Annotated in this window: 21 protein-coding genes; 8 read left to right on the top strand and 13 right to left on the bottom strand. The window is 62.5% G+C overall.

Annotation, left to right across the window (positions count from 1 at the left end; translation table 11 throughout):
* Nucleotides 1–38: 38 nt before the first annotated feature.
* Complete coding sequence (prmB, locus tag N4Q37_RS21810) at nucleotides 39–947, top strand: 50S ribosomal protein L3 N(5)-glutamine methyltransferase (RefSeq protein WP_260961695.1); 909 nt, start codon at nucleotides 39–41, stop codon at nucleotides 945–947.
* A gap of 87 nt (nucleotides 948–1,034) precedes the next feature.
* On the opposite strand, the gene N4Q37_RS21805 is transcribed toward prmB, so the two are convergent.
* Complete coding sequence (locus tag N4Q37_RS21805; RefSeq protein WP_260961693.1) at nucleotides 1,035–1,823, bottom strand: hypothetical protein; 789 nt, start codon at nucleotides 1,821–1,823, stop codon at nucleotides 1,035–1,037.
* Nucleotides 1,824–1,920: 97 nt separating this feature from the next.
* Entirely contained in the window at nucleotides 1,921–2,886 is a 966-nt protein-coding gene (locus N4Q37_RS21800) for an alpha/beta hydrolase (RefSeq protein WP_260961692.1), read from the bottom strand.
* A gap of 128 nt (nucleotides 2,887–3,014) precedes the next feature.
* Between N4Q37_RS21800 and aroC the strand changes: the two genes are divergently transcribed.
* The 3 genes from aroC to N4Q37_RS21785 are packed head-to-tail and all read left to right on the top strand — an operon-like array spanning nucleotide 3,015 to nucleotide 5,872.
* Nucleotides 3,015–4,106 carry a chorismate synthase gene (aroC, locus tag N4Q37_RS21795; protein WP_260961691.1) on the top strand — a complete coding sequence of 364 codons (1,092 nt, stop codon included), beginning with the start codon at nucleotides 3,015–3,017 and terminating at the stop codon, nucleotides 4,104–4,106.
* 33 nt (nucleotides 4,107–4,139) lie between these two features.
* A complete protein-coding gene (locus N4Q37_RS21790) occupies nucleotides 4,140–5,285 on the top strand; it encodes an MFS transporter (RefSeq protein WP_260961690.1) in 1,146 nt (381 codons plus the stop codon).
* Between the two features lie 47 nt (nucleotides 5,286–5,332).
* Nucleotides 5,333–5,872, top strand: a complete 540-nt coding sequence (locus N4Q37_RS21785) for a 1,2-dihydroxy-3-keto-5-methylthiopentene dioxygenase (RefSeq protein ID WP_260961689.1) — start codon at nucleotides 5,333–5,335, stop codon at nucleotides 5,870–5,872.
* Between the two features lie 112 nt (nucleotides 5,873–5,984).
* On the opposite strand, the gene N4Q37_RS21780 is transcribed toward N4Q37_RS21785, so the two are convergent.
* Nucleotides 5,985–6,263, bottom strand: a complete 279-nt coding sequence (locus N4Q37_RS21780; RefSeq protein WP_260961688.1) for a DUF3509 domain-containing protein — start codon at nucleotides 6,261–6,263, stop codon at nucleotides 5,985–5,987.
* Between the two features lie 348 nt (nucleotides 6,264–6,611).
* Here N4Q37_RS21780 and N4Q37_RS21775 point away from each other — a divergent pair, with 348 nt between their 5' ends.
* From N4Q37_RS21775 to N4Q37_RS21765, 3 genes are all read left to right on the top strand, one after another.
* Entirely contained in the window at nucleotides 6,612–7,130 is a 519-nt protein-coding gene (locus N4Q37_RS21775) for an ankyrin repeat domain-containing protein (RefSeq protein WP_260961687.1), read from the top strand.
* 93 nt (nucleotides 7,131–7,223) lie between these two features.
* Nucleotides 7,224–7,754, top strand: a complete 531-nt coding sequence (locus N4Q37_RS21770; RefSeq protein ID WP_260961685.1) for a hypothetical protein — start codon at nucleotides 7,224–7,226, stop codon at nucleotides 7,752–7,754.
* Between the two features lie 71 nt (nucleotides 7,755–7,825).
* On the top strand, nucleotides 7,826–8,017 hold the full coding sequence (locus N4Q37_RS21765) for a PLDc N-terminal domain-containing protein (protein ID WP_260961684.1): 192 nt from the start codon (nucleotides 7,826–7,828) through the stop codon (nucleotides 8,015–8,017).
* Between the two features lie 54 nt (nucleotides 8,018–8,071).
* Here N4Q37_RS21765 and N4Q37_RS21760 read toward each other — a convergent pair whose 3' ends face one another.
* The 9 genes from N4Q37_RS21760 to gcl form a co-directional block, all read right to left on the bottom strand.
* Nucleotides 8,072–9,277: an MFS transporter gene (locus tag N4Q37_RS21760; RefSeq protein WP_260961683.1), complete on the bottom strand. Its 1,206-nt coding sequence runs from the start codon at nucleotides 9,275–9,277 to the stop codon at nucleotides 8,072–8,074.
* Nucleotides 9,278–9,463: 186 nt separating this feature from the next.
* Entirely contained in the window at nucleotides 9,464–10,462 is a 999-nt protein-coding gene (locus N4Q37_RS21755) for a sulfate ABC transporter substrate-binding protein (protein ID WP_260961682.1), read from the bottom strand.
* 90 nt (nucleotides 10,463–10,552) lie between these two features.
* On the bottom strand, nucleotides 10,553–11,377 hold the full coding sequence (locus N4Q37_RS21750) for an ion transporter (RefSeq protein WP_260961681.1): 825 nt from the start codon (nucleotides 11,375–11,377) through the stop codon (nucleotides 10,553–10,555).
* A 21-nt stretch (nucleotides 11,378–11,398) separates the two neighbouring features.
* Nucleotides 11,399–12,313 (bottom strand): urea transporter, encoded by a 915-nt coding sequence (locus tag N4Q37_RS21745; protein ID WP_260961680.1) that lies wholly within the window; start codon nucleotides 12,311–12,313, stop codon nucleotides 11,399–11,401.
* Between the two features lie 59 nt (nucleotides 12,314–12,372).
* A complete protein-coding gene (pyk, locus tag N4Q37_RS21740) occupies nucleotides 12,373–13,788 on the bottom strand; it encodes a pyruvate kinase (protein ID WP_260961679.1) in 1,416 nt (471 codons plus the stop codon).
* Nucleotides 13,778–15,058, bottom strand: coding sequence for a glycerate kinase type-2 family protein (locus N4Q37_RS21735; RefSeq protein ID WP_260961678.1), 1,281 nt, complete (start codon nucleotides 15,056–15,058; stop codon nucleotides 13,778–13,780). Before N4Q37_RS21735 ends, pyk begins: the two co-directional genes overlap by 11 nt.
* Before the next feature lie 83 nt (nucleotides 15,059–15,141).
* Nucleotides 15,142–16,032: a 2-hydroxy-3-oxopropionate reductase gene (locus tag N4Q37_RS21730; RefSeq protein ID WP_260961677.1), complete on the bottom strand. Its 891-nt coding sequence runs from the start codon at nucleotides 16,030–16,032 to the stop codon at nucleotides 15,142–15,144.
* 177 nt (nucleotides 16,033–16,209) lie between these two features.
* Nucleotides 16,210–16,992 carry a hydroxypyruvate isomerase gene (gene hyi / locus N4Q37_RS21725; protein WP_260961675.1) on the bottom strand — a complete coding sequence of 261 codons (783 nt, stop codon included), beginning with the start codon at nucleotides 16,990–16,992 and terminating at the stop codon, nucleotides 16,210–16,212.
* Between the two features lie 78 nt (nucleotides 16,993–17,070).
* Nucleotides 17,071–18,846 carry a glyoxylate carboligase gene (gene gcl / locus N4Q37_RS21720; protein WP_260961674.1) on the bottom strand — a complete coding sequence of 592 codons (1,776 nt, stop codon included), beginning with the start codon at nucleotides 18,844–18,846 and terminating at the stop codon, nucleotides 17,071–17,073.
* A gap of 266 nt (nucleotides 18,847–19,112) precedes the next feature.
* Between gcl and N4Q37_RS21715 the strand changes: the two genes are divergently transcribed.
* Nucleotides 19,113–19,553, top strand: a complete 441-nt coding sequence (locus N4Q37_RS21715) for a GlcG/HbpS family heme-binding protein (protein ID WP_260961673.1) — start codon at nucleotides 19,113–19,115, stop codon at nucleotides 19,551–19,553.
* A gap of 141 nt (nucleotides 19,554–19,694) precedes the next feature.
* On the opposite strand, the gene N4Q37_RS21710 is transcribed toward N4Q37_RS21715, so the two are convergent.
* On the bottom strand, nucleotides 19,695–20,948 hold the full coding sequence (locus N4Q37_RS21710) for an OprD family porin (protein WP_260961672.1): 1,254 nt from the start codon (nucleotides 20,946–20,948) through the stop codon (nucleotides 19,695–19,697).
* Nucleotides 20,949–21,371 lie beyond the last annotated feature (423 nt).

The raw sequence follows: 21,371 nt of genomic DNA, 5'->3' as shown, positions 1-21,371 counted from the left end.
TGGTAGACTCGCCCGTCGATTTTCCAGGAGTTACCGCCGTGATCACTTCCCGCCTGCGCACCCTGCGCGACCACATTCGTTGGGCCGTCAGCCGTTTCCATGGGGAGGATCTGTTTTTCGGTCATGGCACCGACAATGCGTGGGATGAAGCCCGCCAACTGGTGTTGGGGGCGTTGCACCTGCCGTGGGAAATTGCCGACAGCTATTTGGATTGCCGTCTTGAAGACGAAGAATTGGTCCATGTGCAGCGCCTGCTGCGCCGACGTATCGCCGAACGTATTCCGGCCGCTTACCTACTGGGTGAAGCCTGGTTCTGCGGAATGTCGTTCATCGTCGACGAGCGTGTGCTCATTCCACGCTCGCCCATCGGCGAGCTGATCGAAAAGCGTTTTGAACCGTGGCTGGGCCAGGAGCCTGCACGGATTCTCGACCTCTGCACCGGTTCCGGCTGCATCGGGATCGCCTGTGCCTTTGAGTTCCCGGAGGCCGAAGTGGTGCTGGCCGACCTGTCGTTCGAAGCGCTGGAAGTGGCCAACCAGAACATCGAGCGCCATGGTGTCGATGAGCGGGTGTTCACGGTCCAGGGCGATGGCTTCGGCGGGTTGCCGGGCCAGCGTTTCGACCTGATCGTGTCGAACCCGCCCTACGTCGACGCGGAAGATTTCGCCGACATGCCGGCCGAGTACCAGCACGAGCCGGAACTGGGGCTGGCCTGTGGCGAAGACGGCTTGAACCTGGTGCGCCGGATGCTCGCCGAAGCGGCCGACCACCTGACCGAAAAAGGCTTGTTGATTGTCGAAGTGGGCAACAGCCAGGTTCATGTCGAGGCGTTGTACCCGGAAGTCGATTTCGCCTGGCTGGACTTCGAGCGCGGCGGGCACGGTGTGTTCATGCTCAGCGCCGAACAGTGCCGCGAGCATCAGGCGTTGTTCGCTTCGCGGGTTTGATCCCTGTTCCTGATGTGACCGCATCTGTGGCGAGGGGATAAGTCCCCTCGCCACAAGGTGACTTGCCAGCGACCTCCCAGCCGGCCATCAATGCCGCGTCGCAATCCAGATCAGCAACCCCGCCTGGAACATGGCAAACGCCACCAGGCAGGTAATGGTGAAGCGCAGGCCAGTGTCTTCGCGCTTGAACTTGTTGACCTTCTCTTCCTGCTGCTTGAGCTTGACCTCCTGTTCCGCCAGGTTCTGCTCGGCTTGTTGCAGCATCTGCGCGGCTTCGAGGATTTCCACGAACTGCAGCTTCTCGGTGTTCCAGTCACCGGTCAGGTCACCGACCTGGGTTTGCTTGACGCTGCCCTTGAGGTGCTGGGCGTCGGCGTAGACCACCTCGAAACCGTGGGCCTTGAGAAAGCGATCGCGGCGCAGGCGGGTGTCTTCGTTCAGCGCGTCCTTGTTGTTCAGGTCAGCGCCGTCGACCCGGTAGGAGGACCAGCGTTTCTTCGCCCAGGTGATGCCCTGGGCGGCAAGGAAACGGCCGATGCCGCGGTTCAGCGGTTCGATTTGCAGGCTGTCCGGCGAAAAAAACACGCGTTTCTCGACATGATCGGCCCAGACGTCCAAGTGATTCTGTTCCTTGCGCACCCGCTGGCCCGGCAACTGGATGCTCATGCGCAACAGGCTGCGTTCCTTGCTATGGCGCTCGGCATAGTTGAATTCGACAAACCGCAGGGGCCGCGCACCCGTGGTCCGGTCGGTCTTGAGCGGCGCCAGCCGGAGCATCTTGTGATGTTCAGCCTGCACGTCTGCCCAAGGCAACTCCGCCGCGGCTGGGGCGGCTGTTTCGGCAGCGGTGTCGGGTGAAGTTTCAGTGTCAGTCATAACGGCAAAGTCCTGTCAGGCCGGCGAGTCGGCAGCTATCGCGCTGTCCGACACTCGGGTTATCGGCCGTTTTTGCCAGGACTGGAGCGAAATCCGCTTAACGAGCGGCGATTGAGTCAATAAAGCGCAGAACTTGCGTGCCGAGCTCGGCGGCCAGGGGCAGGTTGGGGTCCTGATAGGAGGCCACTTGCCGCTTGATGTCGCTGGGCACGATGCGCATCACATGGTTCATGCCCTCGATCAGCACCAGAACGGCGTCGGGCTTGACGGCCTTCAACCGCCTGGCGTCATCGACGCTGACCTGAATGTCATGGCTGCCCTGGATAATCAGGGCCGGCATCTTCAACGCCGCGAAAGCCTGGGCCGGATCCTGGCGGAATAGCGAGATCAGGTACGGCTGCACGCTGGGGCGGAAGATCACTTGCAATGGCGCGGGGACATTCGGATCGACTCGACCGGCCTTGAGGCTATCGAGCAACTCATTGCTGCGCAGCATCAGCGGCGGTGGCAGGCGATTGCTCAGTTGCTGGCGCAGCACCTGGTCGATCGGGCGGGCGCTGCCGGCCAGGGAAATCACCGCCGCCGCGTTGGCCTGGGGCGCCGCGAGGCTGGCGATCAACGCACCTTCGCTGTGGCCCAGCAGGATCAATGGGCCCAGACGAGGGTCGGCGGCCAGTTTGCGGCTCCAGGCCACGGCATCGGCCACATAGGCGTCGACACTGAGGTTGCGTTCGTCCGGGGTGGCCGCGAGGCTGGCGGCTACGCCGCGCTTGTCATAGCGCACGCTGGCGATGTTGTGCCGGGCCAGCACCCAAGCCAGGCGCTTGAGGCTGTCGTTGCGCCCGCCCTCGGGGTTGTTGCCGTCGCGGTCCGTAGGACCGGACCCGGAAATGATCAGGACAACCGGCACTGGCGTGTCGGACTTGGGCAGCAACAGCGAACCGAAAAGCTCACCGCTGCCGGTATCGAGGCTGATGGGACGTTGCAGCACGGTGGCCTGGGCCAGGCCGGGAAGCAGGCTGGTGAACAGGATAAGGCTTAAGGCGAGCGCTCTTGACATCATGACGCCATTAGTTGCGAAGATGGCGGTTGGACTGGCCGCCGTCGATAAGGTTCGAGGATGAACTACTCGGGGAGCCTGCGTATACTGGCGCCCATTACGAATCTCAGCGATTTCACGGAGCACCCTGCATGTCCGGCAATACCTACGGCAAGCTGTTCACTGTCACCACCGCGGGCGAAAGCCATGGCCCGGCGTTGGTCGCCATTGTCGACGGCTGCCCGCCGGGCCTGGAGATTTCCCTGGACGATCTGCAACGTGACCTGGACCGCCGCAAGCCCGGCACCAGCCGCCACACCACCCAGCGCCAGGAAGCCGACGAAGTCGAAATCCTCTCCGGTGTGTTCGAAGGTCGTACCACCGGCTGCGCCATCGGCCTGCTGATCCGCAACACCGACCAGAAGTCCAAGGACTACTCGGCCATCAAGGACCTGTTCCGCCCGGCCCACGCCGACTACACCTACCACCATAAATACGGCGAGCGCGATTACCGCGGCGGCGGTCGCAGTTCGGCGCGGGAAACCGCGATGCGCGTGGCGGCGGGGGCGATCGCCAAGAAGTACCTGGCCAGCCAGGGCATCGTGATCCGTGGCTACATGAGCCAATTGGGCCCGATCGAAATCCCGTTCAAGACCTGGGAGTCGGTGGAGCAGAACGCGTTCTTCAGCCCTGACCCGGACAAGGTGCCGGAGCTGGAGGTCTACATGGACCAGTTGCGCCGGGACCAGGATTCGGTCGGCGCGAAGATCACCGTGGTGGCCGAAGGCGTGATGCCGGGCCTCGGCGAGCCGATCTTCGACCGCCTCGACGCCGAACTGGCCCACGCGCTGATGAGCATCAACGCGGTGAAGGGCGTGGAAATCGGTGCCGGTTTCGCCTGTGTCGCCCAGCGTGGCACCGAGCACCGCGACGAACTGACCCCGCAAGGTTTCCTCAGCAACAATGCCGGCGGCATCCTCGGCGGTATTTCTTCGGGCCAGCCGATCGTTGCACACCTGGCACTCAAGCCCACGTCGAGCATCACCACGCCGGGTCGTTCGATCGACGTCGACGGCAACCCCGTGGACGTCATCACCAAGGGTCGCCACGATCCGTGCGTGGGCATTCGTGCCACGCCGATCGCCGAGGCCATGATGGCGATCGTGTTGATGGACCATCTGCTGCGCCATCGCGGCCAGAACGCCGACGTACGCGTCAGCACCCCGGTGCTGGGCCAGTTGTGATGACTGGCCTGCCGACCGCCGTGGCCTGAGACCATGGCGGCACTGCCGTACTGGCGGCTCTCCAGCTTCTATCTGTTCTACTTCGCCTTGCTCGGTTCGACGGCGCCGTTCCTGGCGTTGTATTTCGATCACCTGGGGTTCAACGCGGCGCGTATTGGCGAGCTGGTGGCGATCCCCATGCTGATGCGTTGCGTGGCACCGAACATCTGGGGCTGGTTGGGGGACTACACCGGCCAGCGCTTGGCGATCGTGCGCTTTGGCGCGATCTGCACGCTGCTGGCCTTCTCACTGATCTTTATCCACAAGAGTTATGCCTGGCTGGCGCTGGTCATGGCTTTGCACGCCTTTTTCTGGCATGCCGTGCTGCCGCAATTCGAAGTCATTACCCTGGCTCATTTGAGCGGACAGGCCTCGCGCTACAGCCAGATTCGCTTGTGGGGCTCCATCGGTTTCATCATCACCGTGGTCGGGCTGGGCCGGTTGTTCGAATGGCTGAGCCTGGACATCTACCCGGTGGCACTGGTGTTGATCATGGCCGGCATCGTGCTCGCCAGTTTCTGGGTGCCCAACGCCCAGCCAGTGCAAGGGCCGGGTGTGGCGGGGGAGGGTTTCCTGCGGCAGTTGCGCAACCCTGGCGTGCTGGCGTTCTATACGTGCGTGGGCCTGATGCAGGTGAGCCATGGGCCGTATTACACCTTCCTCACCCTGCACCTCGAACACCTGGGCTACAGTCGCGGCTTGATCGGCCTGCTGTGGGCGCTGGGCGTGGTGGCGGAAGTCCTGGTTTTCCTGTTTATGAGCCGGATCCTGGCGCGGTTTTCCGTGCGCCGGGTACTGCTGGTGAGTTTCCTGCTGGCCGCCTTGCGCTGGTTGTTGCTGGGGTCGCTGGCGGAATTTCTCGCCGTGCTGCTGTTTGCCCAGGTGTTGCATGCGGCGACGTTCGGCAGTTTTCATGCGGCGGCCATCCATTTCGTACAGCGCAGCTTTGGCCCTCGTCAACAAGGCCAGGGCCAAGCGCTGTATGCGGCACTCGCGGGCACCGGCGGGGCTTTGGGCGCGTTGTACTCGGGCTACAGCTGGAACGCCCTGGGCGCTGCCTGGACATTCACCCTTGCCAGCCTCGCCGCTTTTGCCGCAGCCGTTATCATTGCCACCCGTATGCCGGAAGAGCGGCCCTGAGCCGTCGAATCGCCAGGTACAAACCCTAATTTGTTGGAGCCATTGCCATGAGCAGCCTGTCCGTCTACCACGTCTCAAGCCCCGACATCCCGAACAAGGTGCTGACCCACTTCGAAGACATTGCCGCGACCTTGGCCGAAAGAGGCGTGCGTTTCGAGCGTTGGGAAGCGGCGACCAGGATCCAGCCGGATGCCAGCGAGGCGGACATTATCGCGGCCTATCAGGCTCGTATCGATGCCTTGATGACCGAGTGCGGTTACGTCACGGTCGAGGTCTTGAGGGTCAAAAGCGATGACGCGCAAGAAGCCGAACCGCAGGCCGGGCCTCTTGAGGAGCGCAGCCATCGTCACGACGAAGTACGACTTTTCGTCGCCGGTCGTGGTTTGTTCAGCTTGCACATCGATGATTATGTCTATGCGGTGTTGTGCGAACGGAATGATCTGATCACGGTGCCAGCGGGTACGCCGCATTGGTTCGATATGGGGGAACGCCCTTATTGGGTTGCTGTTCGTATGTCCGCCGGCTCGCAGGAGACGCAGCTTACTGGGGATGATATTGCTGGACGTTTTTCGCGGTTGGAGGATTGACGCCTCCCCTCAAAAAACGGCGCTTTCCATTTCTGGCTTTCCATTCCTGGCTTTCCATTTCTGAGAAGGCGCCGTTTCCGAAGTAGGCAGCATCAAGCCTTACCCAGCAGGCTCAAGCACTGTGATAAGTCGGCAAGGCAAAGCGATGCTGGCTCTGCAACAGCGTGATCTGCGGCAACTCGCTGGCCTGTTCGGCCAGGTCACGGCGGATCGCGCTGATCGCCCAGGACAACTGGTCCCCGGCATGCAATTGGGCATAGGAAATCGTGCGCTTGAACAGCTTGCCTTCGCTGTTGCGCAAGGTCAGCAGAATGCCGCCATCCGGGCGGGGTTGTGTGGTCACTTCGTAGTTGGAAAACAGCGAGGCAAACTTTTCCTGAATCATATTCATCGTTGACTGCTCCTGGTGTGGCAAACCATGGGGAAGTAGGTGCAGTGTCTATGCCAGTATTGGATTCCGAGATAATTGCTTTTAAAACAATGAGTTAATTTTCCTTGGCGATTTTGGTGTCGTGCAACTTGCATGAATGGCCATCGTGCGTCCTGCATTTTGCGAGGCCCGGCGATCATTTTTGGAACCAAATCGCTTTGCTGTGCTCACGCTTCGCCTGTTCCGCATCGATCGTTGCACTGTTGCCATTGATTCTGGCTATGACCGTTACAGCGAAAAAAGGCATGACAGTGGGCGAGCCGCTCGGGAAACTAGCGACTTTGCGAATGACCCTGAATGGAGTTTCCCATGTCCGATACCAGCCGCCAGATGACCCCCGAAGAAGCGGCGCAATTCGCCGAGCAGGTGTTCGATGTCGCCCGCCAGGGTGATGCGGCGATGATGGCCGCCCTGCTGAGCAAAGGCCTGCCGCCCAACCTGCGCAATCACAAAGGCGACACCTTGCTGATGCTCGCGGCGTACTACGGGCATGTCGAAACCGTGAAAGTGCTACTCGAACACCAGGCCGACCCGGAAATCCGCAACGACAGCGGCCAGAGTCCGATTGCCGGTGCGGCGTTCAAGGGCGACCTGGCCGTGGTGACGGCACTGGTGGACGGCGGCGCGCAAGTGGAGGGCGCCTCCTTCGATGGCCGCACCGCATTGATGATGGCGGCGATGTTCAACCGTGTAGCGATCGTCGATTACCTGATCAGCAAGGGCGCCGACCCGAAGGTCAAGGACGCCAACGGCGTCTCGGCGCTGGACGCGGCCAAGACCATGGGGGCGATGGATACCACGGCGCAGTTGGAGAAGTTGTTGGGCTGAAAGACCGCCAGCTCCCTCGCCACGGGGTTCTGACTCGCCCTATGGAATGCGCTATCCTGCGCGCCCTTGAAGACACCCCACAGGATTCACCCCATGAAAGCCGCCCTCATCGAACTCATCGGCAAAATCAGCTCCGGCTGCCTCGGCGATGCCGACATCGAGCGGATCGCTGACGAAGCGGCCCAGGCCTACGCCGATCCGGCGGCTTTCCTGGCGGCCAACCCGGACATCAACTACGACGACAGCTTCCCGATCCCGCTGGGCGAGTGGGTGGTGATCGGTAGCCTGCCGGACACCGTGCTGTTCCAGGCCGACACCTACGTGGAGTTGTTCGAAGGCATCCTCGCGTCGTTCGGCCCCGGGGTGGCGTTCAATCTCAAGCCCAAGCAACTGGCAAAGACCGAGGCCCTGACCGCGCTCAATCGCATCCAGATCCAGATGAGCAGCCTGAACAAGGAAAACGGTGGTTACACGCTGGTGAACATCAGTCAGTTGCTCGACGATGAACTGCAGATGGTGTTGGTGTACGGCAACGACGTACCGCGTGTACTGGAGCTGTGTGCCGAAGTCGGCATCGCCGCCGCGCCGGCCCTGGAAGCCCTCAAGGTCGCGGTGCACGTCTGAAGCAATAAAACGGAACCCTCGCCACGGCCCCGCTATCCTAAGTGGGCATGTCACCACTTGGGAGCGACACCATGGGTTCCACTTTCAATGGCCTGATCGGCCTGATTATCCTGGCGCTCGATATCTGGGCGATCATCAACGTACTCAAGAGCGGCGCGGAAGTCGGGATGAAAATCCTCTGGGTGCTGCTGATCCTGCTGTTGCCAGTGCTGGGCCTGATCATCTGGGCCATTGCCGGGCCGCGTGGCGATGTGCGTATTTGACCGCACCATGAAATGCCCGGTCGCGCTGAGCGATCGGGCATTTTTGTCCAGAGTTCACGCCGTCGCCAGGGACGGCTTCCGCTCGGTGCTCAAGAAGCGCAGCAAGGCCAACAGCGGGAAGGCACTGCCGACGATCACCACCCACAGCCAGCCGCCGTGCTCGTACACCGCGCTGGCAATCGACGAACCGAACGCGCCACCGATGAAGATGCTGGTCATGTACAGCGCATTCAGGCGGCTGCGACTTTTCGCATCCAGGGCATAAATCGTGCGTTGGCCCAGCACCATGTTCATCTGCACGCAAAAATCCAGGACCACGCCAGTGACGGCCAGGCCGATGACGCTGTAGAGCGGATGGATGAATGCCGGCAGGAAGCTCAGGCCGGCAAACAGCATCGCCAGCAGCGAAGCATTGCGGGTGTGACCCGCGTCCGCCAGGCGACCGGCGATGGGGGCGGCAATGGCGCCGATGGCACCGACCAGGGCGAACAGGGCGATTTCCGTCTGTGACAAGCCATGGTTGCGCGACAGCTCCAGCGGTACGGCGGTCCAGAACAGGCTGAACGTGGCGAACATACAGGCCTGGTAAAACGCCCGTTGACGCAACAGCGGCTGCTGGCGCAGCAAGGTACCAAGGGAGCCGAGCAGTTGTCCGTAGGAAGCGCTGTGGTCCGGTTGGCGCTTGGGCACGGTGAGTGCGAGGACGATGCTGATCGTCGCCATCAGGGCGGCGGCGATCATGAACATCGCCCGCCAGCCGAAGTGATCGGCCACTACGCTGGAAATCGGCCGTGCCAACAGGATCCCCAGCAGCAGGCCGCCCATGATGCTTCCCACGACCCGGCCACGGGACGCTTCCGGCGTCAGGTGGGCGGCGAGGGGAATCAGCACTTGCACCGAGACCGAGCTGAAGCCCACCAGCAGCGACACCAGCAGGAACACGTTCGGTTGATCGGTAAACGCCGCGCCCAGCAGGCTGGCAATCGCCAGCACCGTGGTGAGAATCATCAAGCGGCGGTTTTCCAGCAAGTCGCCCAGCGGCACCAGGAAAAACAGACCCAGGGCATAACCGATCTGGGTCAGCGAGACGATCAGGCTGGCCAGGGTGCTGCTCAGGCCGACGTCGGGTGCGATCAGCTCGATGATCGGTTGGGCGTAATAGATGTTGGCGACGATGGCGCTGCAGCAGAAGGCGAAGAGCAGGACCATGCCGCGGGTCAGGTTGGCACCGGCGGGCACGGTGGAGGGATGGGCACTCATGGCGATCTCGTCAAGGAATAGGAAGATGGCGAGAGGCTAAAGTGTTCCCAGATGTTGCGACAGGCTTTGTGGTTGATAGCTGTCATGCTTGTGGTTAATGGTAGGCACCGCCACAGGAAATATGAGAATGCTCTTGTGGCGAGGGGATAAATCCCCTCGCCACAAGGTCGCGTGTAGCTTGCTTATTTATTGCCCGCTGTAGATCTGGTCGAAAATCCCGCCATCATTGAAGTGGGTCTTCTGCACGGTGCGCCAGTCGCCGAAGGTTTTTTCCACCGAGAGGAAATCGACTTTCGGGAAGCGATCCGTGTATTTCGCCAACACCGCCGGGTCCCGTGGGCGCAGGTAGTTGGCGGCGGCGATTTCCTGGCCTTCAGGCGACCACAGGTACTTGAGGTACGCCTCGGCGGCTTCGCGGGAGCCTTTTTTCTCGACCACTTTGTCGACCACGCTGACCGGTGGTTCGGCCTCGGCGGAAACGCTCGGGTAGACCACTTCGAACTGGTCGCGACCGAATTCGCGGGCGATCATTTCCGCTTCGTTTTCGAAGGTCACCAGCACGTCGCCGATCTGGTTGGTCATGAAGGTGGTGGTGGCGGCGCGGCCGCCGGTGTCCAGCACAGGCGCTTGCTTGAACAGCTTGCCGACGAAGGCCTTGGCCTTGTTCTCGTCACCGCCGTTCTTCAGCACGTAGCCCCAGGCCGACAGGTAGGTGTAGCGGCCATTGCCGGAGGTTTTCGGGTTGGGCACGATCACCTGCACGCCGTCCTTGAGCAGGTCGGGCCAGTCTTTCAAGGCCTTGGGGTTGCCCTTGCGCACGATGAACACTGTGGCTGAAGTGAACGGCGCGCTGTTGTTCGGCAGGCGCGTGACCCAGTTCTCGGGCACCAGCTTGCCATTGTCCGCCAGGGCATTGATGTCGGTGGCCATGTTCATGGTGATGACGTCCGCCGGCAGCCCGTCGATCACCGAGCGCGCCTGCTTGCTGGAACCGCCGAATGACATCTGCACGGTGATGTTCTCGTTGTGCTCGGCCTGCCAGTGCTTCTGGAAGGCAACGTTGTAGTCCTTGTAGAAATCGCGCATCACGTCGTAGGAAACGTTGAGCAGGGACGGGGCGGCGTGGGCCAGGCTGCCAAAGGCCAAGCCGGCGGCGAGAAGGGAGGCGCCAAAGAAGTTCTTCACTGCGAATTCCTTTTTTTAGGGGGGAGCGGGCAACTAGCCCGCACACTAATGACAAGCCCATAGGCCTTCAAGCATTAAAAAGTGCTTTGCTTATTCCAGTTTCTTGAACAGTGCGTTGCCACAGCGCGAGCAGAAAGCGGCGTCTTGCTCGTGATGCGCTTTAGCGCATACCGGGCAATCGTGCTGCAGCGGATCACCGCGCATGGCGGTGGCCAATTCAGCGGTGAAGATGCCCGTGGGCACGGCGATGATCGAGTAACCGGTGATCATCACCAGGGATGAAACCACCTGGCCCAGTGGCGTCTTGGGCACTATATCGCCGAAGCCCACGGTCGTCAGTGTCACGATCGCCCAGTAGATGCCCTTGGGAATGCTGGTGAAGCCGTGCTCTGGACCTTCGATCACGTACATCAGCGTGCCGAACACGGTCACCAGGGTCGAGACGCTGACCAGGAACACGATGATTTTCTGCTTGCTCCCGCGCAGCGCCGCCATCAGGTAGTTGGCTTGCTTGAGGTAGGGGCTGAGCTTGAGCACGCGGAAAATCCGCAGCATCCGGATGATCCGGATGATCAGCAGGTATTGGGCGTCGCTGTAGTACAGCGCCAGGATCCCCGGCACGATCGCCAGCAGGTCCACCAGGCCGTAGAAACTGAAGGCATAGCGCAACGGCTTGGGCGAGCAGTACAGGCGCAGGCCGTACTCGACGATGAAGATGAACGTGAAGCCCCACTCGATAGCGGCCAACAGTGGGGCGTAGTTCTGGTGCACGCGGTCGATGCTGTCGAGCATCACCGTCACCAGGCTGGCGAGGATGATCAACAGCAAGGTGCTGTCGAAGCGTCGGCCGGCCACGGTGTCGGTCTGGAAAATGATGACGTAGAGGCGTTCCCGCCAGTTGTTGCTGTGGTCCATGACGTCCGCCTGAATCGTAGATCAGGGAAGCCTAGGGTGATTGCCCGGTAGAGCGCAAGGCGTGCTGTCGAGGCAGGCCTGGCGCCAGGCCCGGTCGGTGGCGTGGACCAGCCAGCACGCCAGGATGAAGGGCGCGGTGAGAGGCGGCAGGCCGAGGGCGCTAAAACCGGGCGCCAGTAGCAACGCCAGGACGATACCGGCCAAGGGCACCCACGGCCGACAAGCTGGCTGGCTGAGGGCCAGTGCCACCAGGGCCGCGTTGTAGCCGCCCAGCCCCGACAGAGCCTGGGCGTTCTCTTGTTGCAGCCAGGCGAATGCCAGGCCGAAGGCCGAACCGCACAGCGCCCAAGCGGCGGCACGACGGTTGGCAAGCAGTAGACCCGTCGCGATCAGTGCACCGGCCAGCGGCTGGTGAAGAAACATGACCTGGCCCAGTCCGCTCAAATGAGCGGCCAGCAGGTTGGGTATCGTCATTTCAATCGGCGTGGCTGGGGAGGGCGGCAGGTTGAAATTCAACAGTAGCCAAGCCAACCCTACAAAGGGCGCCGTGTAGGCGGGCAGGCAGCGCGGACCTCGGCTGCGCTTGAGCCACTGCTGGGTCAGCATGGCGCTGAGGCCGCCCGCCGCGATGATCAACGGTGGCAACAGGGCCGACCAGGGCAGCGCAAGGCTCAGCAGCAAGCCCAGCAGGATGCCGTTGTAGCTGAACAACCCGGCCTGGCGGTCGGCCTTGGCGTAGCCGCGTCGCTGGGCCGTGAGCAGGCCGGCCACCCCGCCGAGCAACGCGCCGCCGAACTGGGCGGGCGCGGTCAGCAGGATCGCCAGCAGGCACAGCAGGCCACATAGCGGATGGCGCTGGAGGAAAACCTGGCTGAAGCCGTTGAGCAGGGCGGTGGCCCAGTCGGGGCAGTGGGGATTGGCGCAATGGTTGGGCATGATGGGTCAGGGATAAGAAAGTACTGTGGCGAGGGAGCCAGCACCCCCGCCACAGAGAATCAGACCAACGTCTCGATGCGCAGCGAATTGGTCGACCCCGGCTGCCCGAACGGCACGCCCGCGGTGATCAGCAGGGTATCGCCGCGTTGGGCCATGCCCTGGGCCTGGGCGATTTCCAGGGCGGTGGAACAGACTTCGTCCACCTGCTTCAACCGATCGTTGACCACCGAGTGTACCCCCCAGGCCACCGTCAACCGACGGGCCGCCTGCCGGTTCGGCGTCAGGTTGAGAATCGGCACTGTCGGCCGCTCCCGCGCGGCGCGCAGGCTGGAACTGCCCGATTCGCTGTAGTTCACCAGCACCGCCACCGGTAGCACGTTGCTGATGCGGCGGATTGCGCAACTGATGGCGTCGGACACCGTCGCCTCGGCTTTCGGCCGGCTGACGTCCAGTTGTGTCTGGTAGTCCGGGCCGTTTTCCACCTGGCGGATGATCTTGCTCATCATCTGCACGGCTTCGAGTGGGTAATCGCCCGAAGCGGTTTCGGCCGACAGCATCACCGCATCGGTGCCTTCGGCCACGGCGTTGGCGACATCGGTGACTTCGGCGCGGGTGGGTGCCGGGGAGAAGCGCATCGACTCGAGCATCTGGGTCGCCACCACCACCGGTTTGCCGAGGGCACGACAGGTGCCGATGATGTTTTTCTGGATCTGCGGCACGCTCTCGGCCGGCACTTCGACGCCCAAGTCACCGCGGGCGACCATGATCGCATCGCTCAACTCGGCGATTTCCCGTAACTGGGCCACCGCCGACGGCTTCTCGATCTTGGCCATCAGGAACGCCTTGTCGCCGATCAGCGCGCGGGCTTCGCGGATGTCCTCGGGACGTTGGACGAACGACAGCGCCACCCAATCCACACCCAGTTCCAGGCCAAAGCTCAAGTCGCGGCGGTCCTTGGCGGTCAGCGGGCTCAGGTCGAGCACCGCCTGGGGCACGTTCACGCCTTTGCGGTCCGATAACTCGCCGCCATTGAGCACTTCGGTGTCGATGGCGTCGGGGTGTTTGCGGGTCACCCGCAGGCGCAGCTTGCCGTCGTCCAGCAGCAGGTCCATGCCGGGCTCCAGGGCCGCGATGATTTCCGGGTGCGGCAGGTTGACCCGACGCGCGTCCCCCGGCGTCGGATCCAGGTCCAGACGCAAGGCCTGGCCGCGTTGCAGCAGCACCTTGCCGTCGGCGAACCGGCCGACCCGCAGCTTCGGGCCTTGCAGGTCCATGAGAATGCCCAGCGGATAATTGAGCTGCTGTTCGACTTCACGAATCCATTGGTAGCGTTGGGCATGGTCGGCGTGCTCGCCGTGGCTGAAGTTCAGGCGAAAGATGTTCACACCGGCCTGCACCAGTGCGCGGATGTCATCGATGCCTCGGGTGGCTGGGCCGAGGGTGGCGAGGATCTTGACCTTTTTATCAGGCGTCATGGTGAGGGCTCTCGAGGATCAGGATGGCGCGGAAGTCGTTGACGTTGGTGCGCGTCGGTTCGGTGACGATCAACCCATCCAGCGCGGCGAAGTAGCCGTAGCCATTGTTGTTGTCCAGCTCGTCGCTGGCGTTCAGGCCCAGCTCGGCAGCGCGGCGGTAGCTGTCCGGGGTCATGAGGGCGCCGGCGTTGTCTTCGGAGCCGTCGATGCCATCGGTGTCGCCGGCCAGGGCGTAGATGCCCGGGTGGCCCTTGAGGCTGTCGGTCAGGCTCAACAGGAACTCCGCGTTGCGCCCGCCACGGCCCTGGCCGCGCACGGTCACCGTGGTCTCGCCACCGGACAGGATCACGCAAGGCGCCGCCAGTGGCTGGCCGTGCAGGGCGATTTGCCGGGCGATGCCGGCATGGACTTTCGCCACCTCCCGGGATTCGCCTTCCAGGTCGCCGAGGATCAACGGGCTGAAGCCGGCCTGACGAGCCTTCACCGCCGCCGCTTCCAGCGATTGCTGAGGGCGGGCGATCAATTGGAAATGGCTGCGGGCCAGACTCGGATCGCCGGGCTTTACGGTCTCTGACGCCGGGCTTTGCAGCCAGGCGCGCACTGCGGCCGGTACGTCGATGTGGTAGCGCTGGAGAATCGCCAGGGCTTCGGCCGAGGTGCTGGGGTCGGCCACGGTCGGGCCAGACGCAATGACCGTGGCGAGGTCGCCCGGCACGTCGGAAATCGCGTAGGTGTACACCGTCGCCGGCCAGCAGGCCTTGGCCAGGCGTCCGCCCTTGATCGCCGAGAGGTGTTTGCGCACGCAATTCATCTCGCCGATGGTCGCACCGGACTTGAGCAGGGCCTTGTTGAGCGCTTGCTTGTCAGCCAGGGTGATGCCTTCGGCTGGCAAGGCGAGCAGGGCCGAGCCACCGCCGGACAACAGGAAGATGACGCGGTCGTCTTCGCTGAGGTTGTTCACCAACTCCAGCACCCGTCGGGCCACCGCCAGGCCGGCGGCGTCGGGCACCGGGTGTGCGGCTTCCACCACTTCGATCTTCTGGCAGGGCGCGCCATGGCCATAGCGGGTCACCACCAGGCCGCTGACTTCGCCCTGCCAGCAGCGCTCGACTACTTGCGCCATCGCCGCGGCGGCTTTGCCGGCGCCGATGACGATCACCCGGCCGCTGCGGTCGGTCGGCAGGTATTGTTCAAGCACATGCTGCGGATGGGCCGCGTCGATGGCCGTGGCAAACAGCTCGCGCAGCAATTGTTGCGGATCGACCGACATGGCGGGCTCCCGATTTTTATTATTGGCGTTGACGCAGTCCCTGTAGGAACGAACAAGCTCGCCCCCACAGGGAAGTGTAGGGCTTACTGATCGCGAATCGAGAAATTGGCCATGTGTTCCAACCCCTTGATCAGCGCCGAGTGATCCCAGTTGCTGCCACCGATGGCCGCGCAGGTGCTGAACACTTGCTGGGCGTTGGCGGTGTTGGGCAGGTTGATGCTCAGCTCCTTGGCGCCTTGCAGGGCCAGGTTCAGGTCCTTCTGGTGCAGGCTGATGCGGAAGCCCGGATCGAAGGTGCCCTTGATCATCCGTTCGCCGTGCACTTCCAGGATCTTGGACGAAGCGAAACCGCCCATCAGCGCTTCACGGACCTTGGCCGGGTCGGCGCCGTTTTTCGAGGCGAACAGCAGGGCTTCGGCCACGGCCTGGATGTTCAGGGCGACGATGATCTGGTTCGCCACCTTCGCGGTCTGGCCGTCACCGTTGCCGCCTACCAGGGTGATGTTCTTGCCCATCGCCTGGAACAGCGGCAGGGCACGTTCGAAGGCGCTGCTGTCGCCGCCGACCATGATGCTCAGGGTCGCGGCCTTGGCGCCGACTTCACCGCCGGACACCGGCGCGTCGAGGTACTGCGCGCCTTTTTCGTTGATCTTCGTCGCGAACGCTTTGGTGGCGCTGGGGGAGATCGAACTCATGTCGATCACGACTTTGCCCGCGCCGACACCGGCCGCCACGCCGTCGGCGCGGAACAACACGTCCTCGACCTGCGGGGTGTCCGGGACCATGACGATGATGAACTCGGCTTCCTGGGCGACTTCCTTCGGGTTGGCCAATGCCACCGCGCCACCGGCCAGCAGGTCAGCCGGGGCCGCATCGTGATGCTGGGACAGGAACAGGCTGTGCCCGGCTTTTTGCAGGTTCAGTGCCATGGGGTGACCCATGATGCCGGTGCCGATGAATCCGATTTTAGCCATGAGTAAATCCTCTTTTATTTAGATATCCCGGGATTTCTGTGGCGAGGGAGCTTGCTCCCGCTGGGTCGCGAAGCGACCCCAGAAATCGTGCCGGGTGAAATCATGCGTCTGCTGCGCCCGAAGCGTCGGACCGACCGAGCGGGAGCAAGCTCCCTCGCCACAAGGGCTCGCGCCGGGTCAGATCGCGTTATGGGTTTTCAACCAACCCAGCCCCGCCTCGGTCGTGGTCAGTGGCTTGTATTCGCAGCCGACCCAACCCGTGTAGCCGATGCGGTCCAGGTGTTCGAACAGGAAGCGGTAGTTGATCTCGCCGGTGCCCGGTTCGTTGCGCCCGGGGTTGTCCGCCAGTTGCACATGGTTGATCTCGCCCAGGTGCGCCGACAGCGTGCGGGCCAGGTCACCTTCCATGATCTGCATGTGATAGATGTCGTATTGCAGGAACAGGTTGGCGCTGCCCACTTGCTCGCGGATCGACAGGGCCTGGGCGGTGTTGTTGAGGAAGAAGCCTGGAATGTCGCGGGTGTTGATCATCTCCATCACCAGCTTGATGCCTTTGGCTTGCAGCTTCTCGGCGGCGTATTTCAGGTTGGCGACCAAGGTTTTTTCCGCCAGGGCCGCATCGCAGTTTTGTGGGCGGATCCCGGCGAGGCAGTTGACCTGGGTGTTGCCCAGCACTTGGGCGTAGGCAATCGCCAGGTCGACACCGGCGCGGAACTCGGCAACCCGGTCCGGCAGGCAAGCGATACCGCGCTCGCCCTTGGCCCAGTCGCCGGCCGGCAGGTTGAACAGCACCTGGGCCAGGCCGTTGGCGTCGAGCAAGGCCTTGAGTTCGGCAGAGCTGTAGTCATAAGGGAACAGGTATTCGACACCACTGAAACCGGCCTTGGCGGCGGCTTCGAAACGGGCGAGGAAATCCTGTTCGGTAAACAGCATGGACAGGTTGGCGGCGAAACGCGGCATGGTGGTTTCCTATGAATATTATGAAGCCTTGTGGTGGCGGGCTTTGCTCCCACACAAGCCCGCTCCCACCCCGGGATATCAATCAAGCAACGCAATGGCCGTCGGCGCGTCGTTGCCCACCAGCGCCAGGTCCTCGAATTCGTTGACGGCGTTGATCTCGGTGCCCATGGAGATGTTGGTCACCCGCTCCAGGATGATTTCGACGATCACCGGCACCTTGAACTCCTCGATCATCGCTTGGGCCTGGCGCAAGGCCGGCTGGATGCCGGACGGTTCGAACACCCGCAGCGCCTTGCAGCCCAGGCCTTCGGCCACGGCGATGTGGTCCACGCCATAACCGTTGAGTTCCGGCGCGTTGAGGTTGTCGAAGGACAGTTGCACGCAATAGTCCATGTCGAACCCGCGCTGGGCCTGGCGGATCAGGCCCAGGTAGGAGTTGTTCACCACGACGTGGATGTACGGCAACTTGAACTGCGCTCCCACTGCCAACTCCTCGATCATGAACTGGAAGTCATAGTCACCCGACAACGCGACGACCTTGCGGTTCGGATCGGCCTTGACCACCCCCAGCGCGGCGGGGATCGTCCAACCCAACGGACCGGCCTGGCCGCAGTTGATCCAGTGGCGCGGTTTGTAGACATGAAGGAACTGCGCCCCGGCGATCTGCGACAGGCCGATGGTGCTGACGTAGCAGGTGTCTTTGCCGAACGCCTGGTTCATTTCTTCGTACACGCGCTGTGGCTTGATCGGCACGTTGTCGAAGTGGGTCTTGCGTTGCAGGCTGGCCTTGCGCTGTTGGCAATCCTGCAACCAGGCGCCGCGGTTCTTCAGCTTGCCGGCGGCCTGCCATTCGCGGGCCACCTCGATGAAGGTCGTCAGGGCCGACGCCGCGTCGGAAACGATGCCCAGGTCCGGGGTGAAGACGCGGCCGATCTGCGTCGGTTCGATGTCGACATGAATGAACCGGCGGCCTTCGGTGTACACATCCACCGAGCCGGTGTGACGGTTGGCCCAGCGGTTGCCGATCCCCAGTACCAGGTCCGACTTGAGCAGCGTCGCGTTGCCATAGCGGTGGGATGTTTGCAGACCGACCATGCCGACCATCAGCGGGTGGTCGTCGGGGATGGTGCCCCAGCCCATCAGCGTGGGGATGACCGGGATGCCGGTGAGTTCGGCGAACTCCACCAGCAACTCGCTGGCATCGGCGTTGATGATGCCGCCACCGGCCACCAGCAATGGGCGCTCGGCCTGGTCGAGCATGGCCAGGGCTTTCTCCACTTGGGCGCGGTTGGCCGCAGGCTTGGCCAGCGGCAAGGGCTGATAGGCGTCGATGTCGAATTCGATCTCGGCCATCTGCACGTCGAAGGGCAGGTCGATCAGCACCGGGCCTGGGCGGCCGGAGCGCATCTCATAGAACGCCTTCTGGAACGCATAGGGCACCTGGCCCGGTTCCAGGACCGTGGTCGCCCACTTGGTCACCGGCTTGACGATGCTGGTGATGTCCACTGCCTGGAAGTCTTCCTTGTGCAGCCGGGCGCGGGGCGCTTGGCCGGTGATGCACAAGATCGGGATCGAATCGGCCGAGGCGCTGTACAGGCCAGTGACCATGTCAGTGCCGGCCGGGCCCGACGTGCCGATGCACACACCGATATTGCCGGCCTGGGTACGGGTGTAGCCCTCGGCCATGTGTGAGGCACCTTCCACATGGCGAGCGAGGACATGATCGATGCCGCCAACCTTTTGCAGGGCGCTGTACAGCGGGTTGATCGCAGCGCCCGGGATGCCGAAGGCAGTGTCCACGCCTTCACGGCGCATCACCAGGACGGCGGCTTCGATTGCTCTCATTTTGCTCATAGTTTGTGCCTCTTACGTTTTGTAATTGTATACAAGCGGCTTTGCGCAGAGTGTATTCACGGCGAAAGACGCAGGTCAACCCATTTTCTCAAGCACCTGTTTTATTCATCGGAAGGGCTAGAAAGCTGTGTATTTTCGTCGCATAGGGCAATTCGAGTGATTTTTTGTATACAAATATATGTTCTATTGTGCTCTATTAGTTGTGTTGGATTTTTCTGAAAACGCAACCCGCAAGGCTTTTTCATAACAAAAGAAGGACAGCACCTATGAGCGCTTTAACCTTGAAAATCGCCGTCGACCTGGCGGGACAAGCTCTTGACGCCGGTCGTGAAATCAACGCTGCACCGCTGACCGTCGCGGTCCTGGACAACGGTGGACACCTGATCGCCTTGCAGCGCGAAGACGGCGCCAGCCTGCTGCGGCCCCAGATCGCCATCGGCAAGGCCTGGGGTGCCATCGCCCTGGGCAAGGGCTCGCGCCTGCTCACCCAGGACGCCCAACAGCGCCCGGCCTTCTTCGCTGCGCTCAACGGGCTGGGGCAGGGCAACGTCGTGCCTGCGCCAGGTGGGGTGTTGATCCGCGATCAGGATGGAAAGGTATTGGGGGCGATTGGGGTCAGTGGCGATGCTTCGGATGTGGATGAGCGGGTGGCGCTGACCGCGGTCGAGGGCGTGGGGTTGCGCGGGGATGCGGGGGTGCCTGGGTGAACTGCTCCGTCTGATCATGGGCTATCGCGGGCAGGCTCGCTTGGACCTTGGGTATGCGCAGTGTTCGCGTTCCAGCGCAAATCCTCCGGTGAGCGAGCTTGCTCGCGATGACGGCGCTGCAGCCGTCCTCTTCGTCGGCTTTTACAACAAACTGATCGGATAGCTGACGATCAACCGGTTTTCATCGAACTCGTTGGTGCTGAAATCCCGCCGCATCGTCGAGTTGCGCCACTTCACATTCAGGCTCTTCAGCGCGCCGCTCTGTACGGTGTAGGCCAGTTCGGTTTCGCGGCCCCATTCCTTGCCATCGTCGACGGTGGCGGTGTGCACGTTGTCGCCGCTGATGTAGCGGTTCATCAGGGTCAGGCCCGGCACGCCGACGGTGGCAAAGTTGAAGTCGTGGCGCAGTTGCCAGGATTTTTCCTTGGCGTTGTCGTAGCTGGAGTTGTAGCTGTCGTTGGCCAGGGTGCCGCCGCTGGTGCCGTTGACGCGCATCCAGGCATCGTCGCCGCTGACTTTTTGCAGGCCGACGTAGAACGTGTTGCCGCCGTATTTGGCCGAGAGCATGGCGAAGGCGGTCTTGTTGTCCAGGTCGCCGGCCAGGGCGCTGCCGTCTTCCTTGCCGGTGAAATAACCGAGGTTCGCGCCCAGGGTCCAGTCGCCGATGGGCTGGCTGTGGGTCAGGTTGAAATACTGCTGCTGGTAGATATCGGACAGTTCCGCGTACCAGATGCCGACCTGGGTGCGCTTGTCATTGAACGCATACTCGCCGCCGCCGAAGTTGAAGCGGTCGGAGGTGAAGGCGCCGCGGCCGTTCATCGACATGTCTTCCATGCTCGCGTCGTTGCGCGGGCTGTTGCCGCGGAACTGGCCGCCGTAGAGGCTCAAGCCGTTGATCTCGGTGGAAGTCACCTGGCCGCCGCGAAAAGTTTGCGGCAGGGAACGACCATCGTCGGAGCGCAGGATTGGCAGCACCGGCATCCACTCGCCAACCTTCAGTTCAGTCTTCGACACCTTGGCCTTCAGCGCGACGCCCAGGCGGCCGAAGTCATCGGCGGGGCGACCGTCGTCATGCACCGGCAGCAGTTGCGTCCCGGCGGTGCCCTTGCCACCGTCGAGCTTGACCGAGTACAGGCCCAGCACGTCCACGCCGAAACCGACCACGCCCTGGGTGAAGCCGGACTTGGCGTCGAGGATGAAACTTTGCGTCCACTCCTCGGCCTTGCCCTGGGTTGCGTTGGCATTGGTGAAGTTACGGTTGAAGTAAAAGTTGCGCAGGTTCAGCGTGGCTTTCGTGTCCTCGACGAACCCCGACTCTGCGGCCAGGACGGGCAGGGCGGTGCTGGTCAGGGCGATGGCAATGAGGCTGGGGAACAAATGCTGTGTGGGCTTCATGGGCGTTGTCTCTTATTTTTTCTGGACGAAGCGGATCGTTGCCGCACTTTTTTAGGTGCAAGCGGTAAGGGGGTAGCCAGGGTTGTTAGGGCGATTGGGGGATCAGCCGGGCGAGGCGGGGCGCAGGGACATGGCGTTGAACCTGTTGTTATTGGTTTTGTGGCAGCGATGGTGAAGGGCTGGGCCGGATCGGTTCAATTGCCGTGTGTGGGTTTTGGGCGATTATCGAACGGCAAAAATAGCCGATGGATGCCGTTCCCCCCCCCCCGGTGGGAGCAAAGCTTGCTCGCGATGGGGGCCTGTCAGTTGATCGAGTACATATCCATTGCTGCGGTAACGGCGGCTGGGGGACTGTCAGATTTTTTGTGTTCGGGCCGGTAGCGGCCTGCCGTCAGGCAGGCCTTGATTTCACCAGGTCGGCCT

Origin of the sequence: Pseudomonas citri, from assembly GCF_025336485.1 — a bacterium.
GTDB lineage: Bacteria > Pseudomonadota > Gammaproteobacteria > Pseudomonadales > Pseudomonadaceae > Aquipseudomonas > Aquipseudomonas citri.
This window is presented reverse-complemented; position numbering and strand designations above follow the sequence as displayed.